This is a genomic window from Flavobacterium flavigenum (assembly GCF_027111255.2).
In the GTDB taxonomy this organism is placed as follows: domain Bacteria; phylum Bacteroidota; class Bacteroidia; order Flavobacteriales; family Flavobacteriaceae; genus Flavobacterium; species Flavobacterium flavigenum.
In genome coordinates this window covers 2045958-2063198 of sequence record NZ_CP114285.2, presented here as the reverse complement: position 1 = coordinate 2063198, position 17241 = coordinate 2045958, and the positions used below count along the sequence as shown (strand labels likewise).

Annotated in this window: 6 protein-coding genes; 2 read left to right on the top strand and 4 right to left on the bottom strand. The window is 36.9% G+C overall.

The annotated features are described in order from the left end of the window. Positions 1–90: 90 nt before the first annotated feature. Both OZP09_RS08195 and OZP09_RS08190 read left to right on the top strand, forming a co-directional pair. Positions 91–438: a helix-turn-helix domain-containing protein gene (locus OZP09_RS08195; RefSeq protein ID WP_269237359.1), complete on the top strand. Its 348-nt coding sequence runs from the start codon at positions 91–93 to the stop codon at positions 436–438. A 434-nt stretch (positions 439–872) separates the two neighbouring features. Then, on the top strand, positions 873–1082 hold the full coding sequence (locus OZP09_RS08190) for a hypothetical protein (protein WP_281310593.1): 210 nt from the start codon (positions 873–875) through the stop codon (positions 1080–1082). 195 nt (positions 1083–1277) lie between these two features. On the opposite strand, the gene OZP09_RS08185 is transcribed toward OZP09_RS08190, so the two are convergent. Genes OZP09_RS08185 through OZP09_RS08170 form a run of 4 tightly spaced genes read right to left on the bottom strand, consistent with a single transcriptional unit; the run spans position 1278 to position 17213 of the window. Next, positions 1278–1706 carry a hypothetical protein gene (locus OZP09_RS08185; RefSeq protein WP_281310592.1) on the bottom strand — a complete coding sequence of 143 codons (429 nt, stop codon included), beginning with the start codon at positions 1704–1706 and terminating at the stop codon, positions 1278–1280. A 3-nt stretch (positions 1707–1709) separates the two neighbouring features. After that, positions 1710–10562, bottom strand: coding sequence for an RHS repeat-associated core domain-containing protein (locus tag OZP09_RS08180; protein WP_269237356.1), 8853 nt, complete (start codon positions 10560–10562; stop codon positions 1710–1712). 56 nt (positions 10563–10618) lie between these two features. Further along, a complete protein-coding gene (locus tag OZP09_RS08175) occupies positions 10619–11203 on the bottom strand; it encodes a hypothetical protein (protein ID WP_269237355.1) in 585 nt (194 codons plus the stop codon). A 13-nt stretch (positions 11204–11216) separates the two neighbouring features. Further along, positions 11217–17213 carry a hypothetical protein gene (locus OZP09_RS08170; RefSeq protein WP_281310591.1) on the bottom strand — a complete coding sequence of 1999 codons (5997 nt, stop codon included), beginning with the start codon at positions 17211–17213 and terminating at the stop codon, positions 11217–11219. Between the last annotated feature and the right edge of the window lie 28 nt (positions 17214–17241).

Here is a 17241-nt window from a genome sequence, read left to right as displayed (position 1 = left end):
TTTATATTTTTTAACATCATATATTTTTTGTCTATAAATAGTTAATTTTGTAAATCATTTATGTTGTTTACAGCTATTAATAACACACTTATGTCATTTGGAGATAACCTGAAAAAAATTCGTTCCGATAAAAATATTTCACAAGGAGATTTAGCAAAACTCATTGAGGTTCACGCTACGCACATTTCCAGATACGAGCGTAATTTAACTTCGCCTACGATTGATGTAGCTAAAAAGATTGCTGATGCATTAGAAGTTTCTACAGATTCGCTTATCTATGGTTCTAACGACCAAATTATAAGCACTAAAATTAATGACGATGAACTTTTACAGCTTTTTCATAAAACACAGTTCTTAAGCCAAGAAGACATTAACAGCATTAAAGCCATGCTAAGAGCTTTTGTCTTTCAAAAAGATATTCAAAAACAACTTTCTTAAAACAAAAAAAGCAACCCAGTTATGAGTTGCTTTTTTGTTTTTATATGTTTTGTTTGCTTATTGGGATGGGCACGAGCCAGAGGCATCGCGCTAGCCGTTGAACTTATTTCTGCTCGCACCAGCTGGGGAAAAAACCAAAAAGGAGCACAAACGCTATTGTTTGTGCTCCTTTTTCTTGTTGTAATCCTCTATAATCTCAGAAAATCAAATTTGAGTAAAAAAAAGAGTTTAAATAAAATCAAACTCTTATTTAATCGATTTTTTAATGAGTTTTTGAAAAGAAGGACTTTTTCAGTGCCCTCCAGTAACGAGTTGCTTTTTTGTTTTTATATGCTTTGTTTGCTTATTGGAATGGGCACGAGCCAGAGGCATCGCGCGAGCTGTTGAACTTATTTCTGCTCGCGCGAGCTGGGGCAACACCTTCTGCCGATATTATGGCAAAGATTTCTAATGCGCTGGGTGTGTCTTCTGATTTTTTAATGAGCGGTAGTTCTGACGATTTAGCAGATAGTTCCCTAACCGATAAAGAACTCCTTAACCAATTTATGGCGATTGAAAAAATGCAGGAAGAGGATAAATCTGTAATTAAAATTCTAATTGATGCCTTTATTACCAAAAAGAAAATACAGCAGTTAGCGCAATAAAAAACCTGTAACAGCAACATTTATAAAACACAAAAGCAACTCATAACGAGTTGCTTTTGTGTTTTATTACCCGCGTTGCAAACGCTACGTTTTGTTTTCATAATTTAAGTAGGTACCAGAATGACGGACAAACGAGCGCCAGTGGGGAAAAATTTCTGCGCTATCGTTGTCTATATATCCGAGCGGTCAGGGCTATTACCCATTATTCCAAAAATTATTTAGGTCTAATAAACTCATATTTGCTTTAATGTTTGGTGTATCAATAGGGATAAAATAACTCGCTTCAATTTTACTATCATCACAAAGTTTTAATATTAAGTGACTAGTTTTAATTTCAATATCCTGAACATCATTATTATTATCAATATTGTAACCTCCAAAATAATACGATTCGGAGTTAATACCACTATCGAATAAAATTTTATTATTTATTTTTAAAAAATCTACAGAATAACAAATAATATAACTTCTGTCTATGTGTTTTAACCTAGACTCCTTATTCAATTCATGATTACTAATTCCTAGATTTACAAAAGCAATTACCACAACATTTTTATTACACAAGATAATTTTAAAATAAGATTCAGAAGAATCTAATTCATTTAATTCTTTAGTATAAATCATAATCTATCCTTTTTTCTTCAATACAATTTCGTTTACTTGTCCAGTTACAGGATTACCATCTGTTCTTAAGTAACCTTTATTTTTTACATTTTCAGTTTTACGTATAACATCAAAACTATCTAATGATTCAAGGTTATTATATATTTTACTAAAGTATTTATTACTCATAGTTCCTCTAATTGTCATAGTTCCGCCAGGTTTCACACTAGCCTCAACATGTTCCATAAAAGCAGCTTGTGGATTATTAACTTCTAATACATCTATCGAAGCATTTTTAAAATGCTTACCAAAGTTAACCACATCATCAGAAATATCTGCTCCTTCTACAATATCAAATGTAAGAAACCCAGACCTGCCTTTTGGTCCGCTCATCAAATCAACTTTAATTAAATTTTCAGTTTCTTCTACAGTCGTAACTCCCATACTAGCTCCTGAACCACTGAATTTACTTGCTTTATGCCATAAAAACAATTCACCTGCTAATTCATAATTTTCTAATTTAGTTAAACCACTTAATTGGTCTTTATAAATCTCAGCTCCTGAATTATCAGAAAAATAACTTTTTAAATTGGAAAAGAAATCTGAAACTTGATTAGAGAACTGATTTAAACCTCTGTCTATTTCTGTTGGCAAATAAGAAATAGTATTGTTGTATTTTCCAGTAAACAAATTATATGTTCCATTAATAGCATCAGAACTTAAATTATATGCTGGAATAACACTAATATTAGCTAAATACCCCGTTGTATTATGAGCTGCATTTCCAATTCTTGTCGATACATTTCCTGCACCTTCAACAAAAACAGATTTATATTTAATTTTATTTTTATAAGGTGTAACTTCTAATCCTTCTAATTCTACTCCGTGAATTACATTATTTGAACTAAAAGCGTACGGGCTATTCCATGCAAATTTATAATCTAATGGGTCAACCGCAAAAAACCTCCCAATCCTCGGGTCGTGCATCCTAAAGGTGTAATTCAAAGAATTTCCTTCACCCTTCAACTCATCGTCCTTCTCCTGTCCTTGGAAGCCATAGCGATAGCTATCACTGCTATCGTGTCTATTAGGCACTAACTGTCCAAAAGGATAATAATCAGAATAACTAAGAACGTCAGGATTAAATACGCCTGCAGTAGTGGTCGGAATTTTTTTATCGCTTACTACCGCCAGTACATTCCCTAAATGGTTGGACAATTCATATTTTTTGTCACCAATCAAAGATACAAAATTTGTCGGGACCGGATCAGGTGTTCCGCTGCTAATAGTGCTGTTGTATACTACTAAGCTTTTGGTTTCCATACCCAGTCGGCTGCTGCCAAAAATATGGTGTTCCTTAAGCGTCAATACAGACTCGTTGTTGTTGGCTTGTACTGGTGTAATTTGTGCTGTAAAAGTACTGCCCTGAACTGCGGTAAAATTTTTAAGCGTAATAGAATTCCCTGCCTGCAGCTTTAAATTTCCGGTTGCACTCACGCTTGCAGTACTGCCATCGCTGGTCATAAATATGTTATTGATGGCGCGTTTTAAGGCAACACTATTAACATTGTAGCTGTTTAAAAGCAGGTCGTTTTGCAGGTCGGTTTCTTTGGGCTTGAATTTTTCTTCATATACCCCAAGCACATTCCCTTGGGCATCAGGAGCATAATAGGTCGTGGTGATAAGCCCCGGTTTAATTTCTTTTTTGGCGATTCGGTTTCCTAAGCCATTATATTCAAAGGCATAGGTTACAGTTCCTTTTACTACACTTTTTACTTTTCCGTCTACACGCCAGTTTATGAGTATCCCTTCTGTTTTGTCTTCAATAAGCTGTCCTATGTCATCATAAATATAATTATGCGTTTTAGGGGAATTAATATTGTAGGTTATGGGCTGTGTTAAAGCAGACAGTTTGGTCTCCTGATCTTCTAAATCTCCGACAAATGTTGCTGCTGGTATAGCAGCGGCATCTTTAACCAAAGCCAGTTTATTGCTGTTTCGGTACGTCTGACCTGCTTCATTAGGATACTCATAGGTCAGTTTATCCATGTCGGTTGGCGCTCCGTTGCTGTTTGGGGCTTTTCTGTTTAGAGTCTGGAGATTTCCGTTTTTGTCATATGAATAACTCGAATCGTAGCTGGTAGTTCCGGAAGTCGCATTAGGTACAATGGCACTGGAGTTCATGGTTTTTATACGATTGAGCTGGTCATACGTATAGGTGTTCTTTTGAATGTTAAGCAAACTGCCATCGGTTTTGCGTATGGCCGTAGTCATCTGCTTGATGTTGCCATTAAACAAATCTTTTGAGTTGGGTTGAATCGTGGCATTTCGGCTGTACATCAAAGGTTTGAAACCGGAAGTTCCATCATCGGTATTTCCAATAGATTTATAATCCTGGTCATAATAGTTTAAGGAATATCCAAAGGCATCAAATGTTTTGGTGGTTCCTGAAGCGAGTCCGTCTTGTCCCATATCATTGGCAGCAGCGGTGAGGTTTTCACCATTTACTGCTTTAAGCCATCCTTGCAGGGTATACGCATAATCAATACCCTGTACTTTTTTATTCCCTAGCTCAACTCGTGCCAGGGGACCGTGCAGATAGTATTTATAATTCGCTTCTTTTTCCCAGATCACATTATCTGATGAGGTTTGTACATCGACGATTCTGTTATCTGCATCATAATTGTACTTATGGATGAACATATCAGGCTTGTCAGGCTGAAAAGTTACCGTATTGACATTACCGCTGATAAGGTCATACTCATAGGCCACTCTTTTGATGTGTTTTTCGCAATCATTTTTGGTAGGGGAATAACAATTAGGGTCCCTAAGTGCCGAATAATAATTGACCACTTCTTTTACATTGCCATGAATATCGTAATTATATAAAATGGCATTATTGAAATTCAGCGGGGACGCCGCTATATAATTATCATAATAAAAAACACCGGTTACCCTGTTTATATTATTAAGGGCAGGAGTAGTTGATTTATCCGAAAAGAAAAAGGAAGCTTGTCGTGTAATTACTGGAGGTAATCCGCCTCCTGGAGGTGAATAAGGACTCCATTTTTCTACATCAGGATCCTCAGAATATACGGTTCTTGTGACTTCTGTTTTGCTGGCAATATTATCGGTAAAGCCATTCACTATCGCAGTACCTCCATAAACTAATTTTCCCTCATCGTTTATTGTATAAGTTGTTGCTGCAGTTGTATTTGGGTTCAGCACTTCACCGGCTTCGACAATGCGGCCCAATCCATCGTAGGCAGTATAACTGAATCTTACCGATCCAGCTGCCGGCTTGGCCTGATTTGCATTTTGTGAGGCAATAATTCGTCCTAGCTTGTCATATGCAAAGCGGGTTTCGCCTCCGTCCGGTGTCTTTTGCCATACCAGCTGGTTTAATGTGTTGTATTTGTATTGGGTTTTAAAAGTATGTTGAGGCTGGAAAGCCGCATTTTCTGTAGGATTATTGGCTGTACGGTACGCATTGATATTGTCGTTTGATGCCTTGTCCAATGTCATACGTTTTACCCCTTCAGGCGCCACAGTCTGGGTAAGGTTTCCAGCCTGGTCATAGTAGTATAAGGTATATTGATATTCCTTACCGGTGTAATTCATATCAAAAGTCTCTGTTGCGGTCATTGCCTTGGCAATATAATCTTTTATGAATTTTTGTTTTTTGGCTTCAATGACACTATTATAAATATCATTTCCAAATGCACCATCTATGTTAATACTAAAATGATCACACTTTTCTGCCTGAACAGTTGGCAGTGGCATAGTGTAGGTGTTGGAGAGCGGCGCCGGAGGACACAGACCGTTAATTTTTCTATAGACGGTATTTACCCAGTCATTCCAGTTCAATAAATTAGGATCGTTTGCATTAGCCACATAATAAGCTGAATATTGTGTGATGGTATTTCCAATATCTGAAAAACCATAATTAAGATAGGTGTTTCCAAATTCTGAAATAGTCCTGAAACGAATATCGTGTGCAGATGTCATGCCAATACTTTTCATCTGATTGATATAAGCCTTGTAACTATCAAAGATATATTGGTAATTATTTTCGCAAAACTGTACCTTGGCAGCATCTACACTATAATTGGACAGGGCAGGAGGAACCCCGCTCTTGCCATTTATAAATTCTATATATTCTGTTTTTTTTGTGTTATCGCAAGCAACGGGTGCTACAGTTTGCGTAATACATTTTTGGGCTGCAACAGGGCAGTCAAAATTATTATAAGGTAATTCCATTTCTCCTTCCATAGTACCAGTGAGAGCTCCAATATTATAATTAAATCGAAAATGACTTGGTGAATTATTGGAGGTTGTAAATGAAGTAAAACTGGTTATGTTGTTTGGAAAAGCACTATCAAGATAAAAGCTTGCAACGATTACGTTTCCTTTTTTTATATAATAAAATTCCGTACTACCAGGATCTCTGGTAAAAATTGAGTTTTCAGAACCAAAAAAATTGTATAAATAACTTTGATTATTATTTGCTATAGTATAAATAAGATATGTATTGTTTAAACTTGTTCTGATCTCATTAAACAAGTTAAGGATACTTGTTTCAAATTGGGTTTGTTTGCTGCATACATTTGGTCCGGACATATCCGCATTTGGATATAATGTTTCTCCGGCGCCGCCACTTATCCCACATTCGCCTATTGCAGCTGTAGTGGTTCCCGTTAGGAGAATCTCACCTGTTTTTGTTGCATTTGATCCGTTACTGATTTCAGCAATTACTTTAAATTTGAAAATACCGCTTCCGGGAGTAGAAGCTGCTTTATCATAGAAAAATTGTTTTAAATTGATAATTTTCCAATTCGAGCCATAACCAGACCAGTTGTAAGTAGATGATGGTGTAGTTAAACTTGTAATGCCGCTCGTGATGCTGGGTGTAGTACTACTAAAACGAATGTCTAATTTTGTTCCCGAAGAAGTCGAGTTGATGTTAAGTGAAGCAGTAGGTATTGCAACGCCAGGGGATAATGCTTTTAATAAATTAGTACTTAAATATTGCTTGTTAAATGTTGAATAAGTAGCATTTGTAGTAGTAAACGTAATAGGAAGAATTGGATCTTTAAAAAAGTTATTTAAAAAAAGATCTAAATCTGACAAAAGAGGGCAATTCCCTGTTTGGGCATACACCTGATAATGATTGACGGCCTTGGCATTAATGATCACCGTATTAGGATCTGCAGAAGAATCATAACTGTAATCTGTTGGAATAAAACGTCTTTCCAGCTTTGCATATAGAGGTGCACTGCTGCTGGCACATAGGGTACCTGCAGTAGTAATCGACTGGATGGCATTGTTGATAGCTGTTTTTTGGGTCGTAAAACTGCTGCTGAGCACATTGGCTACATTTTTAGACTTTTCAGAGCCAATACAGCCATTGTATGTTTTTTTCTCTAAAGCATAAAGATTTAGATAAATGTGTTTTATATTGGCCTTTAAACCCAAATATAAAGATTTATAGATGTTCCAGATCGCATCTTTTTGTTCTGGTGTTGCTGAACTAAATGTTGAGGTGCAATTACTATTTAGAGGTGAACACAAGACAGTTTTAAGCGCATTTTGAAACATGGTAATACCATTGCTATAATTGCTTTTTAGCGCCTGATACATGATACTGGTATTTCCAGAAGTGCTCGGATTATATCTTAAAAGAGGCTGCGTTGTAGTTACAATAGTGGCAGCTGTAGAATTGATAGTTGCGAAGTCTTGAAAATAAGGATCATTGGTATAAATTAAATCAAAATTCGTACCTGTTAAGGCATCAATGAATCCATTTGATTGTGCCTGTAGAAAAGTAGTGGCGTTTTGAATACGGTTGTCATAATCGTCTGAATTTAAGGTAACAGAAACACCATTCATTGTAACAGTTTTTGTGATTCCGCATAGTGCTTTGCTATACACCAGATAATTATATTCCGGATGATATTTTACCAATGAGGCAGCCCAGCCATCATCCCATTTGAAAATAAAATCTTTACTGTGTTTCAGATATTGCGGCCTTACCTTGTAGGTAATTGAACCATCAGGGTTTGTAATTTCGAGTTTACCTGTTGTTGGAATATCACTGTATTTATCAATTTCAGGGTCAAATGTAATTTCTCCATTTGCAGCAGTTGTAGTTTCTAACTCAATCCATGCAATGGATTCATCCTCATTTACGTAGGATGTTGTGGGTTTTTTCCAGTTATTTCCAGAAGTCGAATTATCAGCATAATAAAATAATTGGTTTCCTGTTATGCTTTCCGGACTTGTATTATTAAAGACACTTACTTTATAGGCAGGATTTGGTGTAACCGGAAGATTTTCATCATTAACATAGGTATTCGATGTAGCTCCGTATTGACCATTTGGACTCACATCCGCCAACAGCATTCCTTCATTTACATCGCATGAAGGTGCAAATACAATATCAGGATCGCAGTATTTCTTACATTCACTGCTTAACAAATCCCATTCTTTAGAAAAACGGGTGGTCAAGCCTGATTTTTCTTCTGCGTCAATAGCAGTGCCATTACTATTTGTAGCACCATTAAGCTGAACATTAATGGTTGTACCAGCAATCGAGACAGTAATTAAACTACTTGAATAATAGGCGTTAAATGAATTCTGAATATATACTGATTTTTCTCCTAATTTATCCGTGCAGGTTTGACAGCTAAATTTACAATTTTCAATTAGCAGTGATGCATCGGCCTTGTAAGCATTAGGGTTTATATAACAGGACGAACCAGGGGTAGTCAGTTTTTTTACATAGTGTGCTGCATAAGATTTTAATGCACTCTCATTTACTTTCAGTTCTTTAGATAGGCTATATTTTCCTGCTGTGAGTTGAGGGGTAATAAGGCCACTTTTGTTTATTGTAACTCCTTCCGGCATTCCATCTGTTTTTTTTGTCCCTACTGGCTGGTGTACGGGAGTTATCAATTGTTCTTCTCCACAATTGTTTTTAAGGGAGATATCCAGATCGTAAACAAAAGGATAAGAAAAAGCAGGGGTCTGGCATTCAGGCTGAAAAGAACTGCTTTGATCTAAAGTATAATTAAAGTGATAGGGAATAACGTCTGAAACTAAAATTTCCTTTGTTATTGTTTTTTTATCCAGAAAGCCTTTAAATGCACCGCTTTCTGCTAATGTATTAGAGGCAGTTAAATCTTCATTTACCTGACTGCCAGTATTTGTTTCCTCAGGCAGACTCTCTAAGTTGGTAGAATTGGCTCCGGCAAGTGCAGTTGCAATTGTTCTCCCTTGTGGATCTAAATAACTTACAGATATTTGACCATTAGGATCAATTACAGTGTTTTTTTTGTAGTGGGAAATCTCTCCCACTTTATATCCAAAAAGCCTGTTTAATTCCATGTCAGACGGAACTCCGTAAAAATATTTCATCTCGTGGCCGGAGCCCAGTTTATGTTTGTCGCCAACGCCTCCTTTGCGCGAAATTCTTCCGGTATTGTCAGGAGTGTATTCTGTCTGGGAAAAAGGAAACAGTTTGGCATCCGGAATAAAGTTTCGATTTACAGAAGTTGAGAAATCATTATTTGCCGAGTAGTATCTGCTTGCCCCTGAAATAGTATTGGTCATGGACGCTGTAGTAGTTGTACAGTTATTTGGCCCATAATCAAAATTTTTATTAGAATATCGTGTAGTGGCATTAACCAAATTATAATTTGGAAAATAATGAATGCTGTTATCCGGAGCAGGTGTTGGCAATACCTCAATAGCAGGTCTTCCCTGTGTGTCATATATAACCTCACCTACAACCGGAACATTGTCAGAGTTGATTTTAGTAACGGTTTGTCGGTTTCGAAGAGATCCGTCAAAATAACTAACAATTTCTTTTTTCTTCCCATCCTCGGCATAACTGGCCTGAAATTGCCAGTTTTTATTGTTTTCATGCTCGGCTATGGTAATTTGATTGGGCCAGTCTGCAACAGTTGTTTTTAATCCGGCTCCAGAACTCCAGAGGCCATATGTTTTAGCATTTTCATTACTGGCATTTCTGCCTATTCCTCTTACTCTGTACAGCAGATAACCTTTGCTGTAGATTTGTGGGATTTCATAATTATTTGCAGATCCATTTGCCTTGATTACAATTCGGGTATTATTCAGATCGAAATCTCGGTCAGTAAACGGAATATTTTGCGGAGAGGTAACTGCTGTACTGCTTGCGTCACTGTAATTATCAACCCATGTCCATTCTAATTCATATTCAACCGCACCTGTTAAAGCGCCCCAGGAAATTTTAACCGCTGTTCCATTAGTATTTGTCGTTGCTGTTGGAGTAATTAAACTCGTAGCCAAAGGATAATACCTTCGGGCTTTGAAGCCCATATTTACTGTAACGTTATTCAGTTGGGCTGTGGCAGAAGCAGTTGGAATAACAGTATTCGAAAGATCTTTTACTACGATACTGTTAGAAACCAAAGCGACTTTAATCCCAAATTTATTTTTGATTTTAAAATAATTTAAGTCGCTAAAAGCAGGGCTGACGGTACTAAAGTTAGGATTGTAGTTGACAGTCATGGTTTTGGTAACCATTTCGGCTGGAAGTAGATTTCCGGACTGGTCATAAGGGGTAAACTCAAAAGCAGCCGTAACACTGTATCCGGTATAAGGTACTTTTTCATTGTCTATCGCTAAGGAGAAATAGCAATAAGTATCAATGTTTTTTTGATTGGGGATGTTGTATTCTGAATCCAAAACGATTCCGGCAGTAAAATTTCGTAATGCTGTTGGGGTAAAACTGCTATATTCCACTTCCTGCACCTGAGCTTGTGAAGCCAGTGAAAAGAAAAATGCAACAAACAGATAAAATTTTTTGATCCAATTTTTGAATATAATGTTCATATATTTTAATATTGATTGGGAGTTAAAAGTTTGATGGTGAAACAGAAAAATTATTTTTATGGCGTAATTTTAGCCGTACTGCTTCTGGTTTCCTGTATGGTGTAAATTCCTTTTTCGGTTTCTTTTTTTATCCGGATAAGTCCTCCTTCTAAGTCATATTCATAAAAAGTAGCATAGTTGTTTTCATCTAATTCTGCCATTAACTTTTGTGTGTCTTCATCATACACAAAACTTTTGAGACTTCCTTCATAAGGATAGAATCGTATATCATCAAAATAACAACTTGTTGTGTTTCCACTGCAATTTAAATCGATTTTGATAGTTGCATTATAATAATCTAATGTTATGGGAGGAATTTCCAGAATGCCAATAATACGCTGCCATCCATCAATAATTGCCCCGGAGGGAACGCAGTTTATGGTCTTGATGACGGCTGGATTATTTACTGAGACAACTATTGAAGAGTTGGCATAAGTTACAGGTAATACTGTATGCGTTTCTTTTACCCAGCCGCTTACAATATATTTTGTTGGTGCAGTGGTCGAGGTAAGAGGTATGAAAGATCCCTCATTATCAATTTGAGCAAAAGCGGATAAAGTAATGATCAGAAAAAGGATGAAAGTATATATCGTTTTTTTCATTTTTTATATTTTATCAATTAGATATTGGACATTGAGCACTTAAGGTATATTCTCCAAACTTTATTCCCACCTGGGTGCGGATTAAAGGAGTTCCATCTATTAAATGATAATCAACATTGGTATGAAAAGGTTGTCCTTGTAAAGGTCCGCCATTTCTATGTTTGTAAACTTCTTCACTATTAAAACCAACATAAACTATATTGCCAACGAATTCAACCCGGTATAAATTTTCCGGAAAATTCCCAAAATCGTAATCCGGATAATGTCTGATATCTGGAATAATTCCATTTATATTGCTGGGATACGTAAGCTTAACTACAATCATGCCCGACATCGGAGGATAGCTTGCACCAATTGATACAACCGGGCAAAATAAGTTAGGATCAATCGGACAACTTACACTTGAGTAACTTTTATAAGTCTTTAACAGTTTTCGGGTTAATGATTTAGTCTGACCGGTTAGTACTTTTAAACTGCTTTTACCTGTGTGTGATTCTGTCGAAACTAAATCGGCTGGAACTACATTAAATCCGAAATGCTTATTGGTTTTACCCGTTTTGACTTCTTCAAATCCTTCAAACCCCATTTGTTCATACCTGGAGTTAGAAGCGACGGCCATTGGCAGTTTATAACCATATCCATATTGGGCGGCACTATAGCGGTCTAAGGCATCCTTGTTTTCCAGTTCTGCCCCATACGGGCTTATTTTTGTCACACTGCTGGCATACGTCCAGTTATCCGTTTTTGCAGTCCAGATACCATTAGCCAGTTGGTAAAAAGGAGAAAAATTATTGAAAAAACCTTCATTTCGGGGATTATTCGCGTTCGTGGAAGCAGTTGAATTTCTCCCGGCTAAATACGCATATGACTTCTCCGCTTTCCAGTTTCCTTTTATATTCCATAAATATGGATTCGCTTTAATATTAATTGGATAATTCGGGTTTCCATTTTCATCTGTATAAAGATTGCCATCATATCTTATATATGGTAAGCCTTGAGCATCAGTATATGTATGATATTGTGCAGGATCTCTCTCAGGATAGGATGGTAAATCGGACTCTTTTTGTGGGTTCCAGAAATCGTTGTATGCAACAGCACTCGCATTTATAATTCTCGGATTGATGCCTGAAGAACCTGAATACATAAAACTATTTGCATTTAAATTGCCATTCGCAATCGGGTTTGTCATCGATGTTATGGTTGACATGGCTGCCGATTGCAGGTTTCTGTATCCGGAACGCATAATTTTGAAATTAATATTCCCATGGTCAGCACATGGATTGACATAATTTCCCTTACGGTCCATCAGGGTGATAGCATTGTTATTCACACCAATGACCCATAGTTTATATTCGGGTTCATAGTTTACGGGTAATAGTAATCCATCCTTTATATAAAGTTCATCACCAACATGAAATAGGCTTGTTAAAGGTCCGGTATAATCTTTTAGTGTATATCCGGCATCTAAAGCTACCGGAGACATACCGATTGGTGCAACGGGTGTTTTTGGGATTAATTCCCCTTCAATACCAATGTTTTTACTGGCCATTCCCATTCCGTCATACATCCAATAGGCAGGATAGGTAAAAGAATAATAGCTATCGTCGTATTCATTTTCAGTCTGGGTCAAAATAACTTCGCCGCTATCAGCATCCCAGGCTATATTTTTAGTATTTATTGTAGAACCTAAATCGTAGGCCGTTTTTTCAAGCAGTATACCTGTTTTGTGAACATGTTTTGTCGTTACTGCAGTACGCAGCAAATTTTCATGATAAGACAATTTCGGAATAACTTTAGGTACAAATACAGGAAAAATACCAAAGATAACAGTGGCGACATTCGCATCAAATCCTATAAGGTTGGTTTCAGAATGACTTTCATTAAAATCATTCACTAAATCATAATCAACCCCTATTAATTTCGTTTCAACCTTTCCTGCCGAATTAATTGTTGCTAAATTGTTAACTAAATTTTGATCTGCATCAACATTGTATTTATATTTTACATACGAAGTTGGGACAGCTGGACTAGCAGGATTTGGCTGTAAAAGTAAATCAGCCTGATCCTCAGAATATACGTGTTGCGATTTCATTTTACCATTCATATCATTGGTTTCAATCGAATACCCTTGTGACATCGTTAGATGGTTTCTTACTCTTACGTTCCCTGTTTTAATCATGGAGCCTAACAGTGTATTTGGTACTATATCCGGTCTGGTATCCAGTTTGGTATAGGTAACTTTTGTTGGGAAATCATAACTTGTATAATGTTCTGTGACCACAATACCTGTGGCGTGTTTTTTTACCATAAGCTGTCTTGCCTCATCTTTACGTTCGAGGTTTTTTACTATCACGCGCGAATAAGTAATTCTTGGCGCAGGAAAAAAGTCTTTACCAAATGGTTTTTCAACGTAATTGTTTTCTTTTGGTGCAGCAATATTTTCGGCATAATTTCCCTGATTATTATAAAAAGGTTCTACCAGAGGATTTTCAGGAGAGGAATTAGGTTCAAAAGTGGCAACCCCTGATGATTTTCCAGATTCATCAAGATAAGAATACGTTTGTCCATATTGCATCGTATCAGGATCTGAATTTTCATCACCTGTATTGCCAAGCATTTTGCCCCAGCTGTCACTTAATTTAATCGAGGTCACTCTTAACCCGCCGCCTAATTTGCTTCCTGTAGGGTTTTCAAGGCGTATCCAGGATTTATTGGGGTCAAAAGTACTGGCGCATCCTTTATCCTTTAACGCTTTATTAGGACCATTAAAGATTTCAGAAATAGCCTTAATACTTCCTGCCAGATCTTTTACAATTGAAGTAAAATCATCATTTACACTGTCTCCTCCCAGGCTATAGACAACCCTGTTCAGGTAAGTCCGGCCAAAACCCCAGCCAGCTTTTGCGATTGGGTTAACATCTCCGTTTGGGTTAGTCCCGCCATCAAGCTTTAAAAATTCTAAAGGAAGTGCAACTATAGGCCCTCCTGATCGGTCTGTGATGGTTATAGGGGTGTTTCCGCCATCTTCATTAATTTTAAAGTATCCTGAAACGTATTCTTTTTGCCAGCTATTGCTTGTCATATTTAATAAAAAGCGAAACTGAATAGGCTTGTCTAAATTTTCTTTTAGGTACTTATCTACAAACGTTTCCCTGTCTAAGTCTGAAGATTCATTTTTTAATTGTACATATAAATATTTATTTGCTATTGAACTGTCATACAATGTACTGGTCATATTAGAAGGAGGAACAGGGCTATTTCCACAGCCCGCAACCATAAACATCTGCATGGCTTTTTTGTTCTGGACATATTGATAGTCATCACTTTCAGTTTCGATGGAAATTTTCCCGCCAGAGGGTAAAGTAACGGTTTTTAACGTCCAGGAACCCGTATATAACTTCGCCTTTTCTAAATCTTGTTCTACAAAAGGAAATTCTGTAGTTGATAACGAATCCGAAGGCACTTCGCTGTTCCCGCTTTGAAGAGGATTTTCTTTATAATTCCCCCAAATATCGAACCCCTTTGAATCATAATTAGGATTGTTAGTTCCGTAATCAAAAACATATGGGGTATATTTTCCCATTTTGGATCCTCTGTAGGTAAAATAAACACGTTCCAGGGTTAACTTTCCTTTTGCATTAATTTCTCCACTGGCACCAGCTGTTCCGTCATTATTTGGCATTCCTTTGCATAAATTATAGTTGTAAACAAAGTGAGCCGTTTTTATAGGTTTTATTGCGCCATCTTCACCCGGATCCGTAATAGTACCTGCTGAATTGGATACTTCAGGCAGTGAATATAGTCTTATGGATTTAATTTTATACATTTTTCCTGAACCTGAGCCTATACCACCATTTTCTCCCAGAGCACCTCTGGCATCTTTTCTTTCATCCAGATCAAAAAAAGCCACATGTGTTTTAGTGACAATTCGGGTTAAATATTTTAATTCTTTTTCGCCATACAAATAGGTTCCTTTTTCATCTTCTTTTTTAGAAATAAGCCCTCTGTTATAAGTGGCCATGTTTTCTTCATACGGAATTCTCCATTTATAATTAGAATTTTTGCTTTCATACTCAAATTTAGTATAACTCCCAAGGTCATTGATCGAGGGGCCGTTGTTGTCAGTATCCTGATAATCTGAAGACAAAACAGAGGTTAGTAAATAAGTATGTGCATAAGGGGGTGTAGTGACTCTATTTAGATACTGGTCACTGTTGTTACCGTAGTTTTTAGTTAAGTCCTGATGATTATAAGGCACTAATCCAGAGGTATTGTTTCCGTTTTTGCCGGACACGTCAAAAGTTGCTTCTACTTTTCGCGTGTTATAAACGGTATTTCCGTACACATAGATGGTGCCATCATTTTGTACTACTTTCATTCCGGCTGTATGATGTAGTTGGGCATTGGGGTTTCTTGTAATGAAATTAGAGTCCCTGATTGCTTCTTCGTCTGTGATTTTTTGAACCAGTTGATTTCTTAGTACGCGTTTAGTTCTTTTACTTGGAATTTGACTTGTATTACTGGTTTCATTATAATATCTTGGTGTTAGGGTTCTGCTTTTGGATGGTCCTTCAAGTCCAAATCGCAACGGATTTGTATTTTGAATTCCGTCGTAAATATTAATTTCCGGATCTACTGACATGCTTCCAACCAGCCTAAAACTTACAGGTTCATAACCGGGAGCTTTTTTATCTGTATTTTTTTCTTCTAAATGTTTTATCGTATTATTGTTCTGAAACCAGCCATCAGTTGAACTGACTGTAGTTGTTTTTTTAAAGTCAAAACCCCAATGCAGTAATTCCCCAATCCCAAATTCTGCTCCTGTACTAATTCCTGTCCCTCTGTCCACAACGGCATCATTATAAACATAACTTACTTTTGAACGATACGGCCTAAACATTCCGGATACACCTTGTCCTTCAATATTATAAGTGTCGTAGGTGTAGTTTGTGACTGGAAGCGCAGTGGTGTTTTCAGAAACATTTCTTTCATATTCCCTGTTAAAGTCCAGTATTCCTGATTGTTTCTTCTTATATTCAGTGTATTCATAACCAAAGGCTTTTTCTGGACGATATTTATACTCAGGTGCAATTTCCTGATAAGATCCGTATCCGGTCATTTGAAACTGCGGCTCTAAGAACCAGGCTTCAACACCCACAGCGCCATTGAAACTAAAACTATAATTTTGAAATCCAATTCGTTTACTGGGTGTAAAACTCTGGTTGTTAAAAGAAATACTTCCTCCGATATTTCCTTTTGATTGTATTTGTACATCATGGGTAGATTCACAATTTGCGACATAAGCTTTGTTTTTTACTGTTGCAGACAAATTAAGATTCTCAATTCCCTTTCTGCTATTCAGCCCTAGCCCTATTGTACCTGTACCATCAATATAATTAACCGCACCATTTGCTTTGGTAGTCATTTTTTTAGAAATACTAACTGAAGGGGTTACGCTGGCACCCTCGGTTACTGAACTTGTAAAATTTAATCCAACACCCACTTCATCGCTTAAATTAAATCCTACACCAAATGAAGGACGAAACGAAACACCTTCATAATTATTATATTCTACTCCAATACCTGCACCCGCTGTAAACAATTTACTGTCAGTTCCTGCAAATGCCAGATTTATACCTAAATTGGTACCTACCGTTATATTCTTTTTCAGATTATTTTCATAAAGCATTTCATCGCCATTAAAATCATCCGGTAATCCCCGAACCTGGCGTTCGATCTGCCCTACATTAAGGTTCCATCCTAAGCCTACCCAAGAAGCTTCCTGATCCATTGTGATTCCTGACTTGTAGGAGAGGTTCAGTGGGTATCCGCCTACATCCATGATTGGGATATTGTAATTAAAATCTCCATTCGTTAAATCTACCATATCAGATGTACCAATAGGGGTAAAGGCGTTAAACTCCGGTTGTGTCGGGCCACTTGTTAAGGCATACATCTGAACAGGTTGTAGGGTTTCCAACAGAATCATCATGGCTAAATAAATAGCCATTGTTTTTTTAAATTTACTTGTTTTTTTT